Annotated in this window: 16 protein-coding genes and 3 pseudogenes; 11 read left to right on the forward strand and 8 right to left on the reverse strand. The window is 71.6% G+C overall.

All coding sequences use genetic code 11. The features are described from left to right. A pseudogene (locus E1283_RS37195) lies at positions 1 to 403 on the forward strand (hypothetical protein); the annotation flags it as partial. On the opposite strand, the gene E1283_RS10930 reads toward E1283_RS37195, so the two are convergent. From E1283_RS10930 to E1283_RS10940, 3 genes are all read right to left on the reverse strand, one after another. Next, a complete protein-coding gene (locus E1283_RS10930) occupies positions 404 to 1,414 on the reverse strand; it encodes a LacI family DNA-binding transcriptional regulator (protein ID WP_132817778.1) in 1,011 nt (336 codons plus the stop codon). Between the two features lie 78 nt (positions 1,415 to 1,492). Continuing rightward, entirely contained in the window at positions 1,493 to 2,188 is a 696-nt protein-coding gene (locus E1283_RS10935; protein WP_132817765.1) for a Sua5/YciO/YrdC/YwlC family protein, read from the reverse strand. Beyond that, positions 2,185 to 3,492: a 2-isopropylmalate synthase gene (locus E1283_RS10940; protein ID WP_243744752.1), complete on the reverse strand. Its 1,308-nt coding sequence runs from the start codon at positions 3,490 to 3,492 to the stop codon at positions 2,185 to 2,187. Before E1283_RS10940 ends, E1283_RS10935 begins: the two co-directional genes overlap by 4 nt. Positions 3,493 to 3,769: 277 nt before the next feature. Here E1283_RS10940 and E1283_RS10945 point away from each other — a divergent pair, with 277 nt between their 5' ends. Further along, entirely contained in the window at positions 3,770 to 5,164 is a 1,395-nt protein-coding gene (locus tag E1283_RS10945) for a glycoside hydrolase family 43 protein (RefSeq protein WP_132817766.1), read from the forward strand. A gap of 8 nt (positions 5,165 to 5,172) precedes the next feature. Here the strand turns inward: E1283_RS10945 and E1283_RS10950 are convergent, their stop codons facing one another. Further along, on the reverse strand, positions 5,173 to 6,036 hold the full coding sequence (locus tag E1283_RS10950) for a helix-turn-helix transcriptional regulator (RefSeq protein WP_132817767.1): 864 nt from the start codon (positions 6,034 to 6,036) through the stop codon (positions 5,173 to 5,175). 274 nt (positions 6,037 to 6,310) lie between these two features. On the opposite strand from E1283_RS10950, the gene E1283_RS10955 reads away from it, so the two are divergent. From E1283_RS10955 to E1283_RS10965, 3 genes and pseudogenes are all read left to right on the forward strand, one after another. Beyond that, positions 6,311 to 7,327: a zinc-dependent alcohol dehydrogenase family protein gene (locus E1283_RS10955; protein WP_132817768.1), complete on the forward strand. Its 1,017-nt coding sequence runs from the start codon at positions 6,311 to 6,313 to the stop codon at positions 7,325 to 7,327. Positions 7,328 to 7,351: 24 nt separating this feature from the next. Further along, positions 7,352 to 7,704 (forward strand): annotated as a pseudogene (locus E1283_RS10960) (SDR family NAD(P)-dependent oxidoreductase); the annotation flags it as partial. Positions 7,705 to 7,738: 34 nt separating this feature from the next. Beyond that, positions 7,739 to 8,152 carry a (R)-mandelonitrile lyase gene (locus E1283_RS10965; protein WP_132817769.1) on the forward strand — a complete coding sequence of 138 codons (414 nt, stop codon included), beginning with the start codon at positions 7,739 to 7,741 and terminating at the stop codon, positions 8,150 to 8,152. Between the two features lie 244 nt (positions 8,153 to 8,396). On the opposite strand, the gene E1283_RS10970 is transcribed toward E1283_RS10965, so the two are convergent. After that, a complete protein-coding gene (locus E1283_RS10970) occupies positions 8,397 to 9,053 on the reverse strand; it encodes a MarR family winged helix-turn-helix transcriptional regulator (RefSeq protein ID WP_132817770.1) in 657 nt (218 codons plus the stop codon). Positions 9,054 to 9,259: 206 nt separating this feature from the next. On the opposite strand from E1283_RS10970, the gene E1283_RS10975 reads away from it, so the two are divergent. From E1283_RS10975 to E1283_RS10995, 5 genes are all read left to right on the forward strand, one after another. Beyond that, the gene (locus tag E1283_RS10975) at positions 9,260 to 10,231 is read left to right on the forward strand and encodes an aldo/keto reductase (protein ID WP_132817771.1); all 972 of its coding nucleotides are present in this window, start codon (positions 9,260 to 9,262) and stop codon (positions 10,229 to 10,231) included. A 42-nt stretch (positions 10,232 to 10,273) separates the two neighbouring features. After that, positions 10,274 to 11,452, forward strand: coding sequence for a Gfo/Idh/MocA family protein (locus tag E1283_RS10980; protein WP_243744753.1), 1,179 nt, complete (start codon positions 10,274 to 10,276; stop codon positions 11,450 to 11,452). Between the two features lie 240 nt (positions 11,453 to 11,692). After that, the gene (locus tag E1283_RS10985) at positions 11,693 to 12,808 is read left to right on the forward strand and encodes an NAD(P)-dependent alcohol dehydrogenase (protein WP_132817773.1); all 1,116 of its coding nucleotides are present in this window, start codon (positions 11,693 to 11,695) and stop codon (positions 12,806 to 12,808) included. A 47-nt stretch (positions 12,809 to 12,855) separates the two neighbouring features. Further along, entirely contained in the window at positions 12,856 to 13,938 is a 1,083-nt protein-coding gene (locus E1283_RS10990; RefSeq protein WP_132817774.1) for an MBL fold metallo-hydrolase, read from the forward strand. Positions 13,939 to 13,989: 51 nt separating this feature from the next. Then, on the forward strand, positions 13,990 to 14,898 hold the full coding sequence (locus tag E1283_RS10995) for a TIGR03619 family F420-dependent LLM class oxidoreductase (RefSeq protein ID WP_132817775.1): 909 nt from the start codon (positions 13,990 to 13,992) through the stop codon (positions 14,896 to 14,898). 126 nt (positions 14,899 to 15,024) lie between these two features. On the opposite strand, the gene E1283_RS11005 is transcribed toward E1283_RS10995, so the two are convergent. From E1283_RS11005 to E1283_RS38665, 3 genes are all read right to left on the reverse strand, one after another. Beyond that, positions 15,025 to 17,736, reverse strand: a complete 2,712-nt coding sequence (locus E1283_RS11005; protein WP_243744754.1) for an AAA family ATPase — start codon at positions 17,734 to 17,736, stop codon at positions 15,025 to 15,027. Positions 17,737 to 17,795: 59 nt separating this feature from the next. Continuing rightward, the gene (locus E1283_RS11010) at positions 17,796 to 18,698 is read right to left on the reverse strand and encodes an LLM class flavin-dependent oxidoreductase (RefSeq protein ID WP_132817777.1); all 903 of its coding nucleotides are present in this window, start codon (positions 18,696 to 18,698) and stop codon (positions 17,796 to 17,798) included. An 82-nt stretch (positions 18,699 to 18,780) separates the two neighbouring features. Next, the gene (locus tag E1283_RS38665; RefSeq protein ID WP_243744755.1) at positions 18,781 to 19,314 is read right to left on the reverse strand and encodes a hypothetical protein; all 534 of its coding nucleotides are present in this window, start codon (positions 19,312 to 19,314) and stop codon (positions 18,781 to 18,783) included. Between the two features lie 95 nt (positions 19,315 to 19,409). Here E1283_RS38665 and E1283_RS11020 point away from each other — a divergent pair. Then, positions 19,410 to 19,535 (forward strand): annotated as a pseudogene (locus E1283_RS11020) (ketol-acid reductoisomerase); the annotation flags it as partial.

The following is a 19,535-nucleotide window of genomic DNA, read 5'->3' on the forward strand; positions in this document are numbered from 1 at the left end:
GCTGGCCGCCGGGCTGATCGGCCCGCACCGCGTCGAGCGCGGCGACTTCGTCATCCAGCACGGCGGCGCCGCCTTCACCCTGATGATCGTCGGCGCCCTCGCGGCTCCGGCCGAGGCCCCGGCGTCCCCCGAGTCGCCGCGCCGACACCTCGTCGAACTCGGCGGCCACGCCCTGCTCTTCACCGTGGCCCAGGCCGCCCTGGCCGTCGCCGACCTGTGCTGGATCGCGGACCTTACGGCGGGCGACGCCGCGCTGACGCTGCTGAACGGCTCCGCCCCGCGCGACCTGGCCGGAGCGGAGGGCTTCCTCTACGGCGCGGGCCGTGTGTGGACCTTCGTCCTGCTCGTCGACGTGGTGGTGCGGGGCGTCCGACTCGTCCGTCCCGCCCGGCGAGGGTCCTGATCAGTGCCCTCGACCGGCGGCACGACCGGCCGGTGGGGCCGAACTCCGCCTCGCGACCAGGGACGGCGCGATGAGGTGGTGGCGGGGCCGCTCCCCGCCCATCACGCCGAGCAGCACCTCGATGCAGGTGCGGCCCAGCGTCACGAAGTCCTGCCGCACCGTCGTCAGCGACGGCACGAGGTACGCGGAACCCCGCATGTCGTCGAAGCCGACGAGCGAGACGTCCCCCGGCACGGAGACGCCGGCCTCCGCGAACGCCGCGAGCACCCCCATCGCCATCTGGTCGTTCCCCGCGAACAGGGCCGTCGGCCGCCGTTCGCGGCGGGCCAGTTCGAGGCCGAGGCGGTAGCCGCTGTCGGCCGAGAAGTCCCCTTCCAACAGTTCGGGCGACGAGACGCCGGCCTCCCGCATCTCCGCACGCCAGCCGTCGACCCGCGCGCGGGCGTCGAAGGTGCCGAGCCGGCCGGTCAGATGCGCGATGTCGCGATGGCCGAGCTCCAGCAGATGGCGGGTGGCGAGCCGGGCGCCGAGCTCCTGGTCGAGTTCGACCGAGCCGATGGCCGGGTTGGCCAGGTCGCCGGACATGACCACCGACATCGGCACCCGCGTGACGAGACGCTCCAGGGCCTCCACGCCCACCGGGCGGTCGGCGATGACGGCGACCCCCTCGGCGGCCTGGCTCGCCAGCCGGTCCACCGTCTCGGTGAGCCGGTCCGCGTCGCCGCCCTGCCAACTGCTCATGTTCACCCAGTAGCCGGCGCGCTGGGCCGCCTCCTCGACGCCGAGCAGGATGCGGGGGAGCTCGAAGAGCTCGGACCCGGCGACCACCACGCCGATGGTCATCGACCGCCCGCTCTTCAACGACCGCGCCACGTCGTTCCTGCGGTAGCCGAGCCGCTCTATGGCGGCGAGCACCCGCTCCCTCGTCTGGGGGCGCACCGACGGGTGGTTGTTGAGCACGCGACTGACGGTGACGTGCGCCACGCCCGCTTCCCTGGCCACGTCCACCATGCTCGGGGGACGTCCCGAACCCCGCTGGGTCACACCGCTCCACTCCCGGCCGGCCCCTCGGCCGGCGACCACGGCATCCTAAACGCTCGCCGGCTCCCCGGTGGGCGGGGTGCGGTAGGCGCGGTGCAGGTGGTCGAGGTAGTGGTCGGCGCCCGGGTGGGGGTGGTCCTGGGCGCCGTGGCGGTGGAGCGTGGTGCGGGCGTCGGGGTGCAGCCGGACGGTGGTGGTGGCGCGCCGAAGGGGCCCGGCCGTGGCGGGCGCGGGCGCGGGCGCGGGATCGGCCAGGACGGGGACGCGGGGGCCGAAGACGGCCGTGGCGTCGGCGGGTGTGGCCGCGGGCGGGGAGCCGGTGCGGTTGGCGCTGCTGACGTAGAGCAGCGGGAAGTCCGCCAGGAGCGGGGCCAGGGGCTGCCAGCGGACACCGAACAGGAGGGTCCAGCCGTCCCTGGCGGCGGGGGAGAGCCAGTCGGGCACGTCGCGGGGGCGGCGCAGCGGCACGAGGAGGGTGACGAGCTCCTCGGCGAGCAGCCGGCGGGCGAACCGGTGTGCGTCGGGGCCGAGTTCGAGGTGGTCGGTCAGCCGGTCGAGGGTGGCGGGGTGGTGGGCCCACAGGGCCACGGCCTGGTCGGCGGGCCGTTCCTTGGCGGTGTTGACGGCGGCGGGCCGGGTGCCGGCGACGACGCAGGTGAGCGGCGCGGGGTTGGGCAGCACGACGGCCAGGCCCCCGGCGAGGGCGCGGCGGACGGCGGCGGTGTCGCTGGTGGCCCGGTTCACGGGGTTCCCTCGGCACGGTGCCGGGTGAGGCCGTCGAGGTAGGCGGCGAAGGCGTCCTCGTCGACGGTGGCGCGGCCGGCGGTGAAGGCCCGGGTCTTGATCCAGGCCGTGGCGGCCCTGGCCTGGGCGGCGTCGAGGCGGTGGCCGAGCCGGGCGGCGACGGCGGTGACGACGCGACCGCTGGCCAACTGGGTGAGCACGACGGTCGGTTCGACGCCCAGGAGGGTCTTCGGGTCGTAGGGCTGGAAGAGGTCGGGGGCGACGAAGGGGGTGCCGGTGGAGAGGGTGCCGACGCCGGTGCCCACGATCGGGGTGGTCACCGTCAACGGCACGCCGGTCTGCTCGGAGACCAGGGCGGCGATGGTGGGCAGCCTGGTCAGGTCGGGCGCCCGCCACCACAGGTCCGCCCCGGGGGAGGCGCCGAGCAGGGTGGCGGCGCGCTCCGGGTGGTGGGCCAGCAGGAACAGCACCTGCTCGGTGGCGACCATGCCGGAGCGCTCCGCGAGGCCGAGCCACGAGCTGGAGATCACCCGCACTCCGGCCCGGAGGGCCTGGAGGGTGTTGGCCAGTCCGAGGCCGAGGTCGTTGTGCAGGTGCGAGCCGAGCACGGTGTTCGGCGCGGCGGCGCCGACGCGGGCGAACATCTCGGCGGCCTCGATGGGAAGTTGCCGGCCGACGGTGTCGGCCAGGATCACCGTGCCGGCGCCGGCGGCGGTCAACTCCTCGGCGGCGTCGGCCATCAGCGGGTGGTGGGCCCGGGAGGCGTCGGCCAGGCAGACGTCGACGGCGACCCCGTCGTCCAGGTCGCGGGCGGCCTTGACCAGCTCGGTGCCGTGCGCGAGCGCGGCGCGGGCGTCCTGGTGGACCATCACGCCCGCCATCGCGTCGGAAGCCGGCACCACCACCATCACCCGGGCGTGCGCGCTGCCGCGCACCGACGTGACGGCCTGCCGGACGTCGGCCCTGGTGCCGCGGCACACGGCCGCGACGCTGACGTGTCCCTCCGCCTCCACAGCGACCTGCCGCACCGCCTCGAACTCCTCGGCGCACACGGCGGGGAAGCCGGCCGCGAACACCACGTGACGTGGCCCGTCCGCGCCGAAGACCGCGCCGTGCTCCCGCGCCAGCCGCACCCGGAACCCGCCCGGCATCAGGGTCTTGGCCTGTGCGCCGTCCCGCGCGGACTCCTCCCACACCACCAGCCGGCCGGCCGACGCCGACTCCCGCACGACATCCCGCACCACATCCCGCACGCAGGATCCCCCGTCCTCTCCCTCGCGACCGGCCTCCCGGCCGGCGATCACGGCGCAGATCCTAGAGCGCCGGCCGCCGCCCCGCCGGGAGTCCGTGCGCACAGGGGGTCGGGCACGTTGACACCCGCAGGACCCACCCCTACGCTCCGTTCGAATCGATGAACGCCGTCCGATATCCCGGACGTTGCCCCATGCGTCGGTACGGATCCCCGCCACCCCACCGCCGTGCCCTCGCACGCCCCGCAACGGCCCTCGTGGCCCCCTGCCCGGCCGTCACCGGGCAACCCGGTACCGGTTCGTGTCCATCCCCTCGAGAAAGTGGACGCTCATGCGGAGTCGACGCACCTTACTCACCCAGGGAGCCGCGACCCTGGCCCTGGCCACCGTCGGATTCCCGGCACTGACCGCGAGAACGGCCGCCGCCGCGACCTACGACGGGTACGTGATGGGCTACTTCACCGAATCGCCCACCATGGTGGGCGCCCGGTACGCCCTGCACCTGGCCGCCAGCCGGGACGGCCTCAACTGGGTCCCGCTGAACCAGAACCAGCCCGTGGCCATCCCCACCGCCGGCACCGGCGGGCTGCGCGACCCCTTCATCATGCGCAGGCAGGACGGCACCTTCATCGTCCTCGCCACCGACCTGAACGGCACCGACTTCGGCCAGAACAACCAGTACATCCACGCCTGGGACTCGGTCGACCTGCGCTCCTTCACCGGCTACCGGCGGCTGCGACTGCACGACAGGACCGCCCACACCTGGGCCCCGGAGGCGTTCTGGGACGGTTCCCGAGGCCAGTACGGCATCCTCTACTCGGCCAACATCGACGGCCGCGACTCGTTCTGGGTGAACTACACCAGCGACTTCCGCACCGTGAGCGCCGCCCAGGAGTTCTTCTACCCGGGCTTCGGCGTGCTCGACGCCACCATGCACACCACCCCGAACGGCAACTACCTCTACTACAAGAACCTCGCCAACGGCCGCCTGTACGGCGCCCGTTCGGCGACCCTCCAGCCCCGCAGCTTCGACAGCGGCACCTACACCGCCGGCGTGATCAGCGGCGCCATCGAGGCCCCCATCGTCCACAAGGACAACACCCGCGACCGCTGGTACCTCTGGGGCGACTCCTTCAGCCCGGTCAACGGCGAGCTGTACGTCTGGGCCAGCGACGACATCACCAGGGACGGCTGGACGCCCGTCGGCAAGTTCGACTACACCCAGCCGCTCAACGCGAAGCACGCCACGATCTGCCCCCTCACCCTCGCCGAACACGACAACCTGGTCGCCCGCTGGGGCACGCCCGCATGGCGCCGCATCAGGTCCCACAACCTGCCCGACCACCTGATCAGGCACCGCGACCTGGCGGGGCGCGTCGACCCCTATCCCTTCGACCCCTACCAGGACTCCCAGTGGCGGCTCGTCGCCGGCCTCGCGGACGCCGGCGCGGTCTCGTTCGAGTCGGTGAACTACCCCGGCCGCTTCCTGCGCCACTTCGACCACGTGATCCGCCTGGACCCGAACGACGGCACCGCCGTCTTCGCCGCCGACGCCACCTTCCACCGCGTCCCCGGGCTCGCCGACGCCTCCTGGACCTCCTTCCGCTCCCACAACTTCCCCGACCGGTACCTGCGGCACGCCGACTACCTGCTGCGCACCGACCCGCTGAGCGCGAGCTCACCCGCCACCGACCGGGCGGACGCGACGTTCCAGGTCGGCTACTGACTGATCGGCTACTGACCGGACCGGGTGGCGGCCCAGGAGGCGAGCAGGCGCAGTCCCTCCTCGGAGGACGAGCCGGGTTCCGCGGTGTAGACGGTGAGGGTGAGGCCGGGTTCCGCCGCCAGTTCGAGGCCTTCGTAGGCGAGGGTGAGTTCGCCGACGATCCGGTGGCGGAAGCGCTTGGTGCCCGTGCCGTGGTGGCGGACGTCGTGGGCGCCCCAGCGGGTGCGGAACTCGTCGCTGCGGGTGGCCACCTCGCCGACGAGGTCGTGCAGACCCCGGTCGTAGGGGTCGCGGCCGGCCTCGGTGCGCAGGATCGCGACGGTGATGTCGGCGGCGCGGTCCCAGTCGGGGTAGAAGCGGCGGGCGGCGGGGTCGAGGAACTGGAAGCGGGCGAGGTTGGCCCGGTTGTCCGGGGAGGCGTGGACGTCGCTGTAGAAGGCGTGCCCGAGCGGGTTCGCCGCCAGCAGGTCCATCCGGCCGTTGCGGACGAAGGCGGGCGCGGCGGTGATGGCGTCCAGGGTCCACCGCAGGCTGCGGTGCGGTGTCCACTGCCGGGTGCTGCGGTGGCGGGTCCTGGCGAGGGCGTCGGAGCCGTCCGCGGCCTGCGCCAGCCGGAGGAGGTGGGCGCGCTCGGCGTCGTCGAGCCGCAGGGCGCGGGCGACGGCTTCGAGGACGGTGGGGGAGACGCCGGCGAGGCTGCCGCGTTCGAGCTTGGCGTAGTACTCGACACTCATGTCGGCGAGCGCGGCGACCTCGCTCCTGCGCAGGCCGGGGACGCGCCGCCTCGCGCCGGACGGCAGCCCGGCCTGCTCCGGGGTGATCTTCGCGCGCCGCGAGGTGAGGAACTCTCGGACGTCTTCACGGTTGCCCACACCCCCGACGGTACGTCCCGCGCGCCGCCGTAGGGATGTACCGCCGGTACACCCTCCAGCGATGACTCGCCGGGGGCGCCGGGAGCGGGTTACCTGGGGGCCGTGGCGCTTCTCCTCCGTCCCCGACGACGTCGGCCGGGCGAGGAGGCCACCTCCGGTTCGCGGCCGGCGGCTCGCCGTCCGCGACCGGTCCGCAACCGGTCCGCAACCGCAGTGGGCGCCCGCCGGTACACCCATCCGGTGCCACGCGCCCCGCCACGTAAGGAACACCCACATGCGCGGAGCAGTGATCCACGCCCCCGGCGACGTCCGGATCGAGACGCTCGACGACCCGAAGATCATCCGGCCCACCGACGCGATCATCCGGACGGCCGTCACCTGTGTCTGCGGCTCCGACCTGTGGCCCTACCGCGGCCTGGAGCCGGTCGGCGAGGCACACCCCATGGGGCACGAGTACGTCGGCTTCGTGGAGGAGGTCGGCAGCGAGGTCACCGCCGTCCGGCCGGGCCAGTTCGTGATCGGCTCGTTCGCCACCTCGGACAACACCTGCGCCAACTGCCGCAACGGCTTCCCGTCCAACTGCCTGAACCGCGAGTTCATGAGCACCTGCCAGGCCGACTACGTCCGCATACCCAACGCCCAGGGCACCCTGGTCGCCACCGACGGGATCCCGGCCGAGGAACTGTGGCCGAGCCTGCTGGCCGTCTCCGACGTGATGGGCACCGGCTGGTGGGCCGCCGAAGCCGCCGAGGTCAGGCCGGGCTCGACCGTCGTCGTGGTCGGTGACGGCGCGGTGGGCCTGTGCGCGGTGATCGCGGCGAAGGAACTGGGCGCGGAGCGCGTCATCGCGATGAGCCGCCACGAGTCCCGCCAGAACCTCGCCCTGCGGTTCGGCGCCACCGACATCGTCACCGAGCGTGGGGACGACGGCGTCCGGCGGATCAGGGACCTCACCGACGGGATCGGCGCCGACGCGGTGCTGGAGTGCGTGGGCACCGCCGAGGCCATGCGGCAGGCCCTGCACTCCGCGCGTCCCGGCGGGAACGTCGGCTTCGTCGGCGTCCCCCACGACGTCGCGGTCGACGGACAGGAACTGTTCTTCTCCTACGTCGGCCTCCGCGGCGGCCCCGCCCCGGTGCGCCGCTACCTGCCCGACCTCATCGACCGGGTCGTGTCGGGGCGGATCAACCCCGGCGAGGTCTTCGACCTCACCCTGCCCCTTGGCCAGGTCGCCGAAGGCTACCTGGCCATGGACGAGCGCCGCGCGATCAAGACCCTCCTCAAGCCCTGACGCGCGTCGCCGCGACAGGCGGCGCGCGGGGTCCGGGCCGGCACGAAGCGCGAACTGCGCCACACGCGCACCCGGAACAGCGGCGCGATCGTCGACTGCTCCTCCCTCGGCGGCCTCGTCGGCATCCCGGCCGCGCCTCCTCCCGCGCCTCCAGGCACGGCGTGATCTGCCTGACGGGCAGCGCCGCCCCGGAGTACGCGCCGCGTGGCATCCGCATCAACGCCGTCTGCCCGGGCACCATCGACACCCCCGTGGTCGGCGACATGATCGCCAAGGGAGAGCTCGACCGCGCCGAGGCCGAGGCCGACCAGCCCGGCAACCGCCTGGGCACCGCGGACGAGTTCGCCCAGGCGGTCCTGTGGCTGTGCGGCCCCGGGTACGTCGCGCGGAAAGCACCTGAAAGGCATTCTCATGGAGTTCGTCACACGGCAGCCCACCAGCAAGGCGCCGGCCGACTGGTTCACCGGCGACGTCTGGTGGGACGTCATCGTCGCCGGCCAGGAGCCGTCCCGGATGCGAGCGAACCTGGTCCGCTTCTCCCCGGGCGCCCGCACCAACTGGCACTCCCACGCCGTGGGCCAGACCCTGCACGTCGTCTCCGGGACCGCCCTGGTCGGCACCCGCGACGGCACCGTCCTCGAAGCCCACCCCGGCGACACCGTCAGCTGCCCGCCGGCCGAGGAACACTGGCACGGCGCGGCCCCCGACCGGTTCATGGAGCACATCGCCCTGTGGGAGACCACCGGCGACGGCACCCCGGAAACCACGTGGGCCGAGCCCGTCACCCCCCAGCAGTACGCCGGCCCCCGCACCCGGGACCGCTAGGCCCCGTCCGGCGGGAACAGGGTTCGAGCGTGCTGTGGTTCGTCGCGCCCTCCAGGAGACCGGGATACGGGCCGTGGGCGCCTGTCGGAAGCAACGGCTCCACCAACGCCCATTCGTCATCGCTCAGTTCACGCCTCGCCACACGAGTGTTCCACCGACCGAATGATCACGACCCCCACAGGAGCCTGAACGCCGAGGCCCGCGCCGCGGACGTGCCGACGGACCGCGTGGCGCCGCTCTTCCATCAGTCCGCGGTACGCCTCGGTCCGCTGTTGATGGTCGGCGCCTCGGGCGGAGGCGAAGCCGCAGAACCCGCGTCGGGTTGCTCGCGCTTGATGGCCGCGTCCACTGCGGCACCGATGCGGCGCAGTGCCACCAGATCTTGGGGTTCGAGATCATCGATCAGGTACTCGCGGACTGCGGCGACGTGTCCCGGCGCCGCTGCCACGACCACCTCGAAACCGGCCTCGGTCAGCGTCGCGGCGGTGCGCCTTCCGGAACCAGGGATCCGGTTCCGTGCGAGCAGTTCGCGCTTCTCAAGCCGACCGACGACATGGGACAGCCTCGACAGCGACGCCGCCGTTCGCGCGGCCAGGGCGCTCATCTGCATGGTGCGAGCCGGCTGTTCGGAGAGGACCGAGAGCACCATGTACTCGAAGAAGGTCAGCTGAGCCTCGCGCTGCATTCGCGCGTCCAGCGCGGCCGGCAGGCTGATCATGATCGCGGAGTTGGCCAGCCACGCCGCCAGCTCGTCGCTGTTCAGCCATCGCGTCTCGGCAGTCGGACCAGTGGACTTCCTCAAGCCGGAGCCTTCTTCGCCGAGCGCCGTCGCCTCGGGTGTCGCCCCGTTCCGTGGACGCGGGCGGCGCTGGCCGTTCGTGTCATCTGCCGTGCTCGCCATGAGGACATCCTAGACGCACTTATTGACGCGTCAAGTTCGAAGAGGTAGAACTTGACGCGTCAAGTTCGCTCCGCTGTCGACCGGGTGCGTAACCGATGGCGGCGCAATGTGCCATCGGCGCCGTTACGCGCCCTTCCGCGGCGCTGAGGCCTCTGCCCCCACGCGGACACGCAGGGCCGGCGGACAGATCCAGGAAAGGACAACAGATGCGGTCCACGTCGCTCGGCAGGCTCGATGTCTCGCCCATCGGCCTGGGAGTCATGGGGATGTCGGCGTACTACACCGGCGCCGGTCGGGACGAAGCCGAGTCGATCCGCACCATTCGTCGCGCCGTCGACCTCGGTGTCACCCATCTGGACACCGCCGAGGTGTACGGGCCCTACGTCAACGAGGAACTGGTGGGTCGCGCGATCAAGGGCCGCCGGGACGAAGTCGTTCTCGCCACCAAGTTCGGCCTCGTCTCCCACACCGGCCGGCCGGGTCCGGACAGCACCCCCGCCAACATTCGCACGGCTGTCGACGGCTCACTGCGCCGGCTCGGAACCGACCACATCGACCTCTACTACCAGCACCGGGTCGACCCCGGCACTCCCATCGAGGAGACGGTGGGAGCGCTGAGTGGGCTGGTGGAGGCGGGCAAGGTCCTCCACATCGGACTGTCGGAGGCGGCAGCGGGGACCATCCGCCGGGCCCATGCGGTCCATCCGGTGGCCGCTGTCCAGAGCGAGTACTCGCTGTGGACACGAGACCCCGAGGCCGAAGTGCTGCCCACGCTGCGCGAGTTCGGCATCGGACTGGTTCCCTATTCACCGCTGGGACACGGCTTTCTCGCCGGTGACATCCGCACCCTGGACGGCCTGGACGCCGCCGACTGGCGTCGCACCAATCCCCGGTTCACCGGCGACAACCTCACCCGCAACCTGCGCATCGTCGACCAGGTACGCGAGGTCGCCGACGAAGTCGAGGCCACGCCCGCGCAGGTCGCGCTGGCCTGGCTGCTCGCGCAAGGAGACGGCGTCGCGCCCATTCCGGGGACGAGACGTATCGACCGCCTCGAGGAGAACAGCGCCGCCGACGGCATCCGACTCACCCCAGGCCAGATCACCCGCCTGAACAACCTGACACCGGCGTACGGCGAACGCCATGCCGAGCCCGACATGGCCGCCATCGACCAGTGAGAGAAGCGCGAATCCGCTGATTCGCCCCACGTCATCCGCCGAGTGAGCACGTCGAGCCCGGACATCAAGCGGCGAACCGGGCGAATCAAACCCCGTCTTGCCGCAGCGAAAGAAAGAGAACACCACGTCATGTCAAGCAATCTCATTCGTGTCGGCATCATCGGCGCGGACACGAAGGCGAGTTGGGCGGGAGCATCGCACATACCCGCGCTGGCGGCGCAGCCCGACTTCCACCTGGCCGGTGTGGCGACGCGGCACGAGGAGAGCGCGCGCGGCGCTGCCGAGGCGTTCGGCGCCGAGCGTTGGTTCGCGGACCCCTACGAGCTCATCGGTGACCCTTCGATCGACCTCGTCACCGTCGCGGTGAAGGTCCCGGCTCACCGCGAACTCGTCCTGGCGGCCCTCGCGGCGAACAAGGCCGTGTATGCGGAGTCGCCGCTGGGCGCGACGGTCGCGCAGACGGAAGAGATGGCTGACGCGGCCGGCTCACTGCACACCGCGATCGGCCTGCAGGGCCGGCTCAACCCCTCGGTACGCCGTGCGGCGGAGATCATCGCTCACGGCCGGCTCGGGCGGCTGCTCTCGGCACGAGTCGCCGCGACGACCTTCGGCAACGGCCCGGAGTCGGTGAGCGCGTACGAGTACTTCGACAAGGCAGCGTCCGGAGCCGGCTTCCTCACCATCGCCGCGGGCCACGTCCTGGATGTCGTCGAAGCCGTTCTCGGCGACATCACCGAAATCGACGCCCGCACCGAACTCCTCTGGCCACAGGTGAAGTTGGTGGACACCGGCGCGATCTCCGTCCGCGAGGTCCCGGATCACCTCGACGCCATCGCCAAGACCTCCTCGGGGGCGCCGGTCGGAGTGCAGATCCTGGCGGGCGTACCCGCCCCCGACGCCCACTTCAGCCTGGAAGTACGCGGTTCGGAGGGCTGGCTGAAGTTGACCGGCGACCACCCCGCAGGCGTTCAGGTCGGCGACCTCACCCTCTCGTCGAGCGTCGACTTCACCGCGCCCGACAGCCTCGTCGCCACCGGCACAGGCCCCACCGCCGCCGACATCTGGACGGGCGCTTCCCTCAACGTCGGCGAGGTCTACGCCAGCCTGGCCCGCGACATCACGAACGGCACCCACCACACCCCGGGATTTCAGCACGCCGCCCACAACAGCCGACTCGTCGCCCGAGTCGAACAAGCCGCGCGGACCGGCGTCCGGCAGTGACGCCACCACACCCCGCGGCACCGTGCACCACTGCCGGAGATGCACGGACAGCCGACGGAGACGCCTTCGAGAGCCGGGCCGTGACGGATACGGCGACCGATCCGCGATGACCGGCAGCCGACATAGGTTCGGACCCGCTGAAGGGTTCCTGAGGCCCACAACCCCTATCAGGGAGTCGTTGATGATTTCAGTCCCTTGTCACCATGGCGCTCGCGGCGCTTCGCGGCAGGCTCACGACGTATGACCACCTCCGCGCGCGCCGCCGTTCTCGAAGCGCGGGACGGGCCCTTCGAATTCCGCGACATCGAGATCGAGGACCCGCGGCCCGACGAGGTACTCGTTCGCATGGTCGCGACCGGAATATGCGCGACCGATGCTCACGTGCGGGCGCGGCGGATGGCGACGCCGCTGCCGGTGGTGCTGGGGCACGAGGGAGGAGGAGTCGTCGAACGCGTGGGGGCCGCTGTCACCACCGTCGAGCCCGGTGACCACGTCGTCCTCTCCTACCACTCGTGCGGCCGCTGCAAGCCGTGCATGTCCTCTCACGCGGCCTACTGTGACAACGTCTGGGCGGCCAACTTCGCGGGTGCCCGTCTGGACGGCTCGAACGGTCTCCACGTCGCCCACGGTACCGAGCCGCACGGTCACTTCTTCGGCCAGTCCTCGTTCTCCACCCACGCCCTGACCCACCAACGGAACACGATCAAGGTCCCCCGCGATCTGCCCCTCGACGTCCTGGCGCCGCTGGGGTGCGGGTTGCAGACGGGCGCGGGGGCCGTGCTCAAGGCCCTCGCTGTTCCGGCGGGGGCGTCCTTCGCGGTCTTCGGCGTGGGCGCGGTGGGCCTGGCGGCGGTCATGGCGGCACATGTCGCGGGTGCTACCACCATCGTCGCCGTCGACGTCGACGCCGACCGCCTCGAACTGGCCCGCGATCTCGGAGCGACGCACCTCGTCAACCCCGGGAAGGTCGAGGATCTGACCGGCGCGCTCCGCGCCGTCGACGAGCGCGGTCCGGAGTACGTCCTCGACACGAGCGGCCGCGCGGAGAACCTCGACGCCGGGGTCGGCGCCCTGGCACCGCTGGGCCGATTCGGCTTCGTGGCGTTCCACGAAGGAGCGGGCGCCATGCTCGACGCCGGCCGGCTCACGCTCGGCCAGTCGCTTCAGGGCATCATCCAGGGAGACGCCATCTCGTCGCTACTGATCAACGATCTTGCCCAGCTCTATCGAGCGGGCCGGTTTCCCATCGACAGACTGCTGTCCTTCTACGACTTCGCCGACATCAACACCGCGTTCGAGGATGCGGGCTCAGGCCGCGTCACCAAGGCGATCCTTCGATTCACGTCACCGGGATAGACCACCCGTTCGACAGATTTCCAAGAACACAGAGAGGCGTCCCGTCGATGTGCCAGAGCAGTCAGATACCCATCAGCGTCGAAGAAACCCCGAGTTTCTACGGGATCGACCACTACGGATTCCCTCGCGCGGGGGCGGACGACCCGTCGGACCCCGAGGGGTACTACCCCCCGTATTTCCGAAGCGAGCACTTCCAGAAGTACGGCTACCACGTTGAAGAACTGCGCGGCGGCTTCTACTGGGTCACCAGTGCCGGCTACGACGCCGCGTTCGTGGTGACCGAGGAGGGCGTGGTCGCGATCGACGCGCCTCCGACACTGGGCGAGAACATGCTGGCGGCGATCGAGGACGTCACCGACCAACCGGTGACCCACGTCATCTACAGCCACTGGCACGCCGATCACATCGGCGCGGCCTCCGTGTTCGGTCCCGACGTCGAGATCGTCGCCCACCGCATCACCAAGGAACTCCTGGAGCGCTTCCCCGACCCGAAGCGTCCCCTGCCGACGAGGACGTTCGACGACGAACTCGTTCTCGAAGTGGGCGGCGTGAGCCTGCAGCTCTCCTACAAGGGAGAGAACCACTGCCCCGGCAACATCTTCGTCTACGCACCCCAGCAGAAGGTGCTCACAGCCGTGGACATCGTCAGTCCGGGAAGCGTCACGTTCATGCACTGCGACGCCTCGCAGAACATCTCCGGCTGGTACGAGGCGCAGTCCCAGATCCTCGCATACGACTTCGACTACTTCGTCGGTGGGCACCACATGCATTACGGCACCTACGAGCAGGTGAAGCTGTGCGTGGAGTACTTCGCCGACGTGCTCGAGGGGGCGACCACGGCGGTCGAGCGGTTCAGCCGCTCGGATGCGCTCGCCGACATCGTGACCGGCACCGGCTGGGACAGGATCTTCGTCGGTACCGAGAACTGGATCAGTTCCATGGCGAACTACACCACCCGCCACGTCCTCGAGAAGGAGACGAGCGACGGCCGGCTCTGGTGGGAACGGCTGGCGGGAGCCACCACCCAGACCAAGTACCACGCGTACACCGTGCTGGAATCGATCCGCCTCGAACGGCCCCGACCCGACTACCGCCTGCGGGGCGAGAACCCTCCGGTCTTCCTGACCTGACACCGTTCTGAACGGTGCGAGCAAATGACCCATGTATACCTGGGAGTTCGCATGCACATCGGTTTCTCGCTTCCTCAGTACGGCGCGATGTCCGACCAGCTCGACAAGCTCGCCGGCTTCGCCCGACAGGCCGAGGAACTCGGTGCCGACAGCCTGTGGGTCGGTGACCGCGTACTGGCCGCCGTGAATCCGAGCGTGGGCTACATGGGCACGGACACGATTCCGTGGCAGCTGCGCACCATGCTCGACCCGTTCGTGGCGCTGAGCGTTGCCGCGAGCGTCACCGAACGAGTGCTGCTGGGCACATCCACACTCATCGCACCCTGGTACTCCCCCTTGCTACTCGCCCGGTCGCTGACCGGTGTCGACGTGGTGAGCGGGGGACGTCTCATTCCCGGCCTCGGAACCGGCTGGTCTCCCGAGGAGTACCAGGGCGTGGGCGTTCCCTGGCAGGAGTGGGGCGCGCGGCTGGACGAGTGTCTGGACGTGCTGGAAGCCGTGTGGACCACCGAGCCCGTCGCGCGACACGAGGGCAGGCACTACGCCTTCCCCGCCGCCCACATCGGGCCCAAGCCGCTCCAGCGCCCCCGGCCCCCGATCTACCTGTCCGGCTTCGCCCCGGCCTCCCAACGCCGGGCGGCCCGCCGCGCGGACGGCGTACTTCCCGTCGCGGTGCCCGTTCGGGGTTCCGCGTTCGACCCTGCCACCGTGATCAACCAACCGCTGCGGGAAGTCCGCCGCATCGCCGAGGCCGAGGGCCGCGACCCGGCCGGCATCGACGCCATCCTGAGGATCAACCCCACCACCGAGTCGACCGTGCCGGAGATCGCGGACATCATCCTCCGTACGGGAGACGAGACCGACGTCGACCACGTCTTCGTCGACTTCGTCCACCTGGCCGACCAAGGCGTGGACCAGGCCCTGGAACTGCTGCGTCAGACGATGGAACTGTCCCGCTGAGTCGGCACCCGCGCCAGCAGCGGCCAAGCGCTGAGCGCCGGCCCCAGAAGACCGTTGCCGATCAGAGAGACCGGGAGTACGGCCCGCTCAGGTGACGTCGGCCGCCCCATCGCGGCCTTCCTCCGCTCACGGCGGCTCGGAACCGGCGTGGATGCGGCTCAGCTCGGTTCGCGTGTTGATGCCGAGCTTGGCGAACACGTTCCCGAGGTGGTGGCCCACGGTGCGGTGGCTGATCCGCAGCTGTACGCCGATCTCGCGATTCGTCAGCTGTTCGGCGGCCAGCTGGGCGACTCGCTGTTCCTGGGCGGTGAGCCGGTTCATCGCCCTGGTGTCCGAGCCACCCCGGCGTCCCGGCGCTCCGGTGAGGTCCTGCTCGCGCCGCGCGCGTTTGTGCAGCGGCTCGGCACCGAGCCGGTCGAACGCCTCGATGGCGCCCCCGATCTGGACGCGCGCATCGGTCCGCCGGCGGCCCCGTCGCAACCACTCGCCGTAGGACAACTGAGCGCGCGCGTAGAGCAGCGGGTGTGATCGGGCACCCGGCACGTCGAGCGCGGCCCGGAAGGCACCCTCGGCGCACGGGCCTGCGAGGAGCGCGCGCGTGACATGTGCGGCACAGCGGGCCCATGGCGCTCCGGTGCGCCGCACCCAGGCTTCGAGCATCCGTACCCGTTCGTCCGCGAGATCGTTCCTTCCGACGCGCACGGCGGCCTCGGCCGTGTCGAGAGCGGCCAGGAGCGCGAAGGTCGGGTGCTCCGCGCCATGGCCCGGCTCGGTCAGGCGCACCAGGATGTCCAGTGCTTCTTCGGGACGCTCGTGGAACAGCGACGCCATACCGCGGTTCCAGTACGCGGCGGCGCTCAGCGCGCGGACGCCCTGGGGGAGTGACGTCTCCAGAGTCCTGGCGGTGGCCTCCGCGACGGCGCGCTCGTCACCACGCGCGGCGGCGAGCCAGCCCAGGCTGGTGCGGCAGTGGGAGGCGATGTGGTCGGCGCCCAGGTCCTGGGCCAGCCGCAGTCCCTCCGTGGCCGAGGACTCTGATTGCGGCCAGCGGCCGGCAGCGTTGTCGAGCATCGCGGTCTGGGCCAGGGCGACGGCGAGTCGAGCGCGCTCGCCGCGCCGCCGCAGGTGCGGTAACCGGCGGCGCAGCGCATCCGCCATCGGCTTGTCGATCCCCCAGGCCAGGGCGAGGGGTGTCGGTGGCAGCAACGGCAGGATGGTCGTACGGGCCCGCGCGGCGGCATCGCCGGCGTCAGGGGTGTCTGCCGGCGCCGCGTCGGCAGACACGTCGTCGCTCCACCAGGCCAGCGTTCCGGGTAATCCGGTCCGGCCCTCGACGTCGCCTTCGAGCAGCAGCTCCAGCGCTTCGTCCCGCAGGTCGCCGCGTCCGACCGACCAGGCGGCGCGCATGGCCAGCGTGCCCAGTTCCAGCGCCGTTCCCGGTTCCGAGACGCGCTTCATGTCGGTGATCAGGAAGTGGTGCGCCATCTCGGGCATGCCGCTGGCGAACTCGATGATCCCCCGCAGACCCCGGCTCCGCCGAGCGACGTGAGCACCGGGGGCCAGCCGTTCCGCGTCATCGAGCAGGCGCTCCGCCGTGGCCGCCCACCCCGCGTCCCAGAAAGCCCTGGCCGCCTCGGCAAGGCGTTGTGAAGCGTCGATCGGTGCGGCCGACAGTTCGGCGGCCCGCCACCACGCCCGTGCCGCCGCCTTCGTGGCCCCGCGGAGCCGGGAACGGGCCGCGGTCCGTTCGAGGAACCTCGCGACGTTCTCGTCGCGGTCATGGGCCATGGCGGCGAGATGCCATGCGCGCTCCTCCGCCTCGTCCGGCATCGTGGCGGCCAAGGCGCGGTGAGCCCGGCGCCTCGTCGCGGCACCGCAGCCCTCGTAGACGGCTCTGCTCACGACGGGGTGCCGAAAACCGACGCGGTTGCCCGCCACGTGGAGCAGGCCCGCGTTGGTCACCTCTTCCCAGGCGGCGTCGCCGGCACCCGACGCACGGCCGGCACGCCGCACCGTGAGCCGGTCGCCGTGTTCCTCGGCTGCCGCGAGCACGGTCAGCAACTGCGCCGGCGGGCTCAGGGCCTCGATCCCGGCACGGAAAGCGCGCCGCAGGCGCGGCCCGACGGGCGGCCGTCCTCGCTTCCGGCGATGCTCGGCGTCGTCGAGTTCACCCCCGAGCGCGGCCAGTTCGTGCAGTGCCAAGGGGTTGCCCCCGGCCTCCCGGACCATGTTCCGCGTCGTCGCCTTGTCGGTGAGCGGCGCCATGGTCGCCAGAAGCCGCCGCGCGCTCTCGTCGCTCAGGCCGTCGACCCGCACGTCGGCCACACCTTCCCAGGGCCGGGCGGCCGGATCGCTGTGATCGGCAAGCACGACCACCACGGGATGTGCCCCCACGCGTCGAGCAACGAACCCCAGGCACAGCGCGGTGGCCTCGTCGAGCCACTGCCCGTCGTCCACCACGACGAGCACAGGCTGCCGCTCGGCGAGCCCGCAGAGCAGCGACAGCACAGCCGCCCCGACCACCAGGCGGTCCGTCGGCTCACCGCTCAGCCCGAGCGCGGCACGCACAGCGGCGGCCTGGGCGGTCGCCAGCAACTCGACACGATCGGCCAGCGGCCGCAGCAGCCCGTGCAGCCCAGCGAAAGCCAGGTCCGACTCGGGCCGGGTCGCCGAGTGGCTCAGCCGGACGAAGTCCGCGGCCTGGCCGCGCACGTAGCGAAGCAGAGCCGACTTGCCGATACCCGGCTCGCCCCACAACACGAGCGCGCCGCCGCTCCCGCCGCGGGCCTGCGAGAGAAGCCCGTCGAGAACCGCGGTCTCCTCGCGGCGTCCGAACAACTCCGCCCCCGCTGCGGCTGCCGGGGGTCCATCACCGTGCCAGCCCTGCGCCAACCGCATCACGTCACGCGTTCGGACTGGACGAGTTCGCGGGCGCGTGGCGCGACCTCGTGACCGAAGAGGTTCAGGTCGGCAGGCTCGTCCGAGGCGAGGATGAACCCGGACACGCCGTACCGCAGGGCGAGGTCGGCGATCTGTTCGGCCCAGTCGCCGGGAGCCCCCTCGAACAGCCCGCCGCCGGCGCCGGACGTGAATCGGCCGCTCAGGTTGAGCAGGCGGCTGACCGCTGCGGGCTCGCGGCCGGCGGCGGAGGCGGCCTCGTCGATGTGCTCGTTCATCGCGTGGAGCGATGCGGGGCCGTCGGGTAGGAAGCCCAGGGAGGGCAGCCAACCGTCGGCGATCCGGCCCGTCAGCCGGAGCATGCGCGGCTTGTAGGCACCGATGCGGATCGGGATTCGGTGGGCGGGCGCCGGACCTCGCTTCGCGCCGGTGACGGTGTGGAACTCCCCTTTGACGCGGAGAGGGCCGGTCTCGTCGGTGGCCCACAGCCCCCGGATCACCTCCACGGCCTCCTCCACCGCCCGCACGGCCTGGGCCGGCTCGAGTCGGCGGCCTCCCATCGCGACGATGCCGTCCCAGAACGCGCCCGCGCCGAGACCCAGTTCGACTCGCCCGCCGGTGAGCCGGTCCAGGCTCGCGGCGGCGCGGGCCAGCACGGCCGGGGGACGCAGCGGGAGACTCAGCACGTTGCCGCTGATCCGGATCCGTTCGGTGCGCGCCGCGACGTACGACATCAGGGTCCAGGTGTCCTGGAACGCCGACTGGTAGGGGTGGTCCTGGAAGCTGACCAGGTCGAGGCCGGCCCGCTCGGACGTCAGGGCCAGCTCGACCGGCGCCTGAGGCGGGCGGGCGGTGGGGGTGATGAAACTGCCGAACCACAGGTCGTGGCCGTAGTCGCTCATGGGGTGCTTCCTCCAGGGTGGTTCGCGGCGGGTGTGAGAGCGAAGTTGTCGCCGAACACGCCATCCGGGTCGTAGACGCTCTTCAGCTCCCGCAGACGCGAGAGGGTCCGTGGGGCCAGGCCTCGGCGATCCGCTCGGGCCGGAGGCTGGAATCGAAGCTGATGTAGAGGCCATCGAGGAAGGGGCTCAGCTGGGCCCAGGCCCTGTCGACCACCTTGTCGGCACCGCCCATCACCACGAGCGAGAAGTTCGCGTCGCGGTGGGCGTAGGCAGTGGCCCCTGAGGGAACATCGGCGACTGCGCCGCCGACCGAGCGGAGCTGGAACCATCCGATCGCGCCGCTGCGGATCACGCGAGCGGCCGCCGCGGCGAACCGCGGCGTCACGTGCCGGAGCAGACCGCTGCGGGAGACCGGTTCACCGTGGAAGACCGGTGGGTCGTCGCTCGCGTCCTGGGCGAGCCGGGCGAAAGCGACCGCACCCACGTCGTCGGCCTCGAACTCGAAGGCAGTGACGATCCCGAAGTTCGCGCCCGCCCCCCGAACAGCCCAGAACAGGTCCGAGTTCTCCGAATCGTCGGCCCGGACGACGGAGCCGTCCGCGAGCACCATCTCCACGGCCCGCAGGCGGTCGATCGTCAGACCGTGCCCGCGCGCGAGGTGGTCGGCGACACGGCCACGCCACCGCGCCGGCGGCCGCGCCGCCGGGTGCCGGCGAGCAGGCGGTCCTCTGCGGCGGCACCGCGGCGCTGGTCAAGGCCGGCTTCGAGACCCTGGTGGAGGCCGGCTACCAGCCGGAGATCGCGTACTTCGAGTGCCTGCACGAGCTCAAGCTCATC

The sequence above is a fragment of the Streptomyces hainanensis genome (assembly GCF_004348415.1).
GTDB classification, from domain to species: domain Bacteria; phylum Actinomycetota; class Actinomycetes; order Streptomycetales; family Streptomycetaceae; genus Streptomyces; species Streptomyces hainanensis.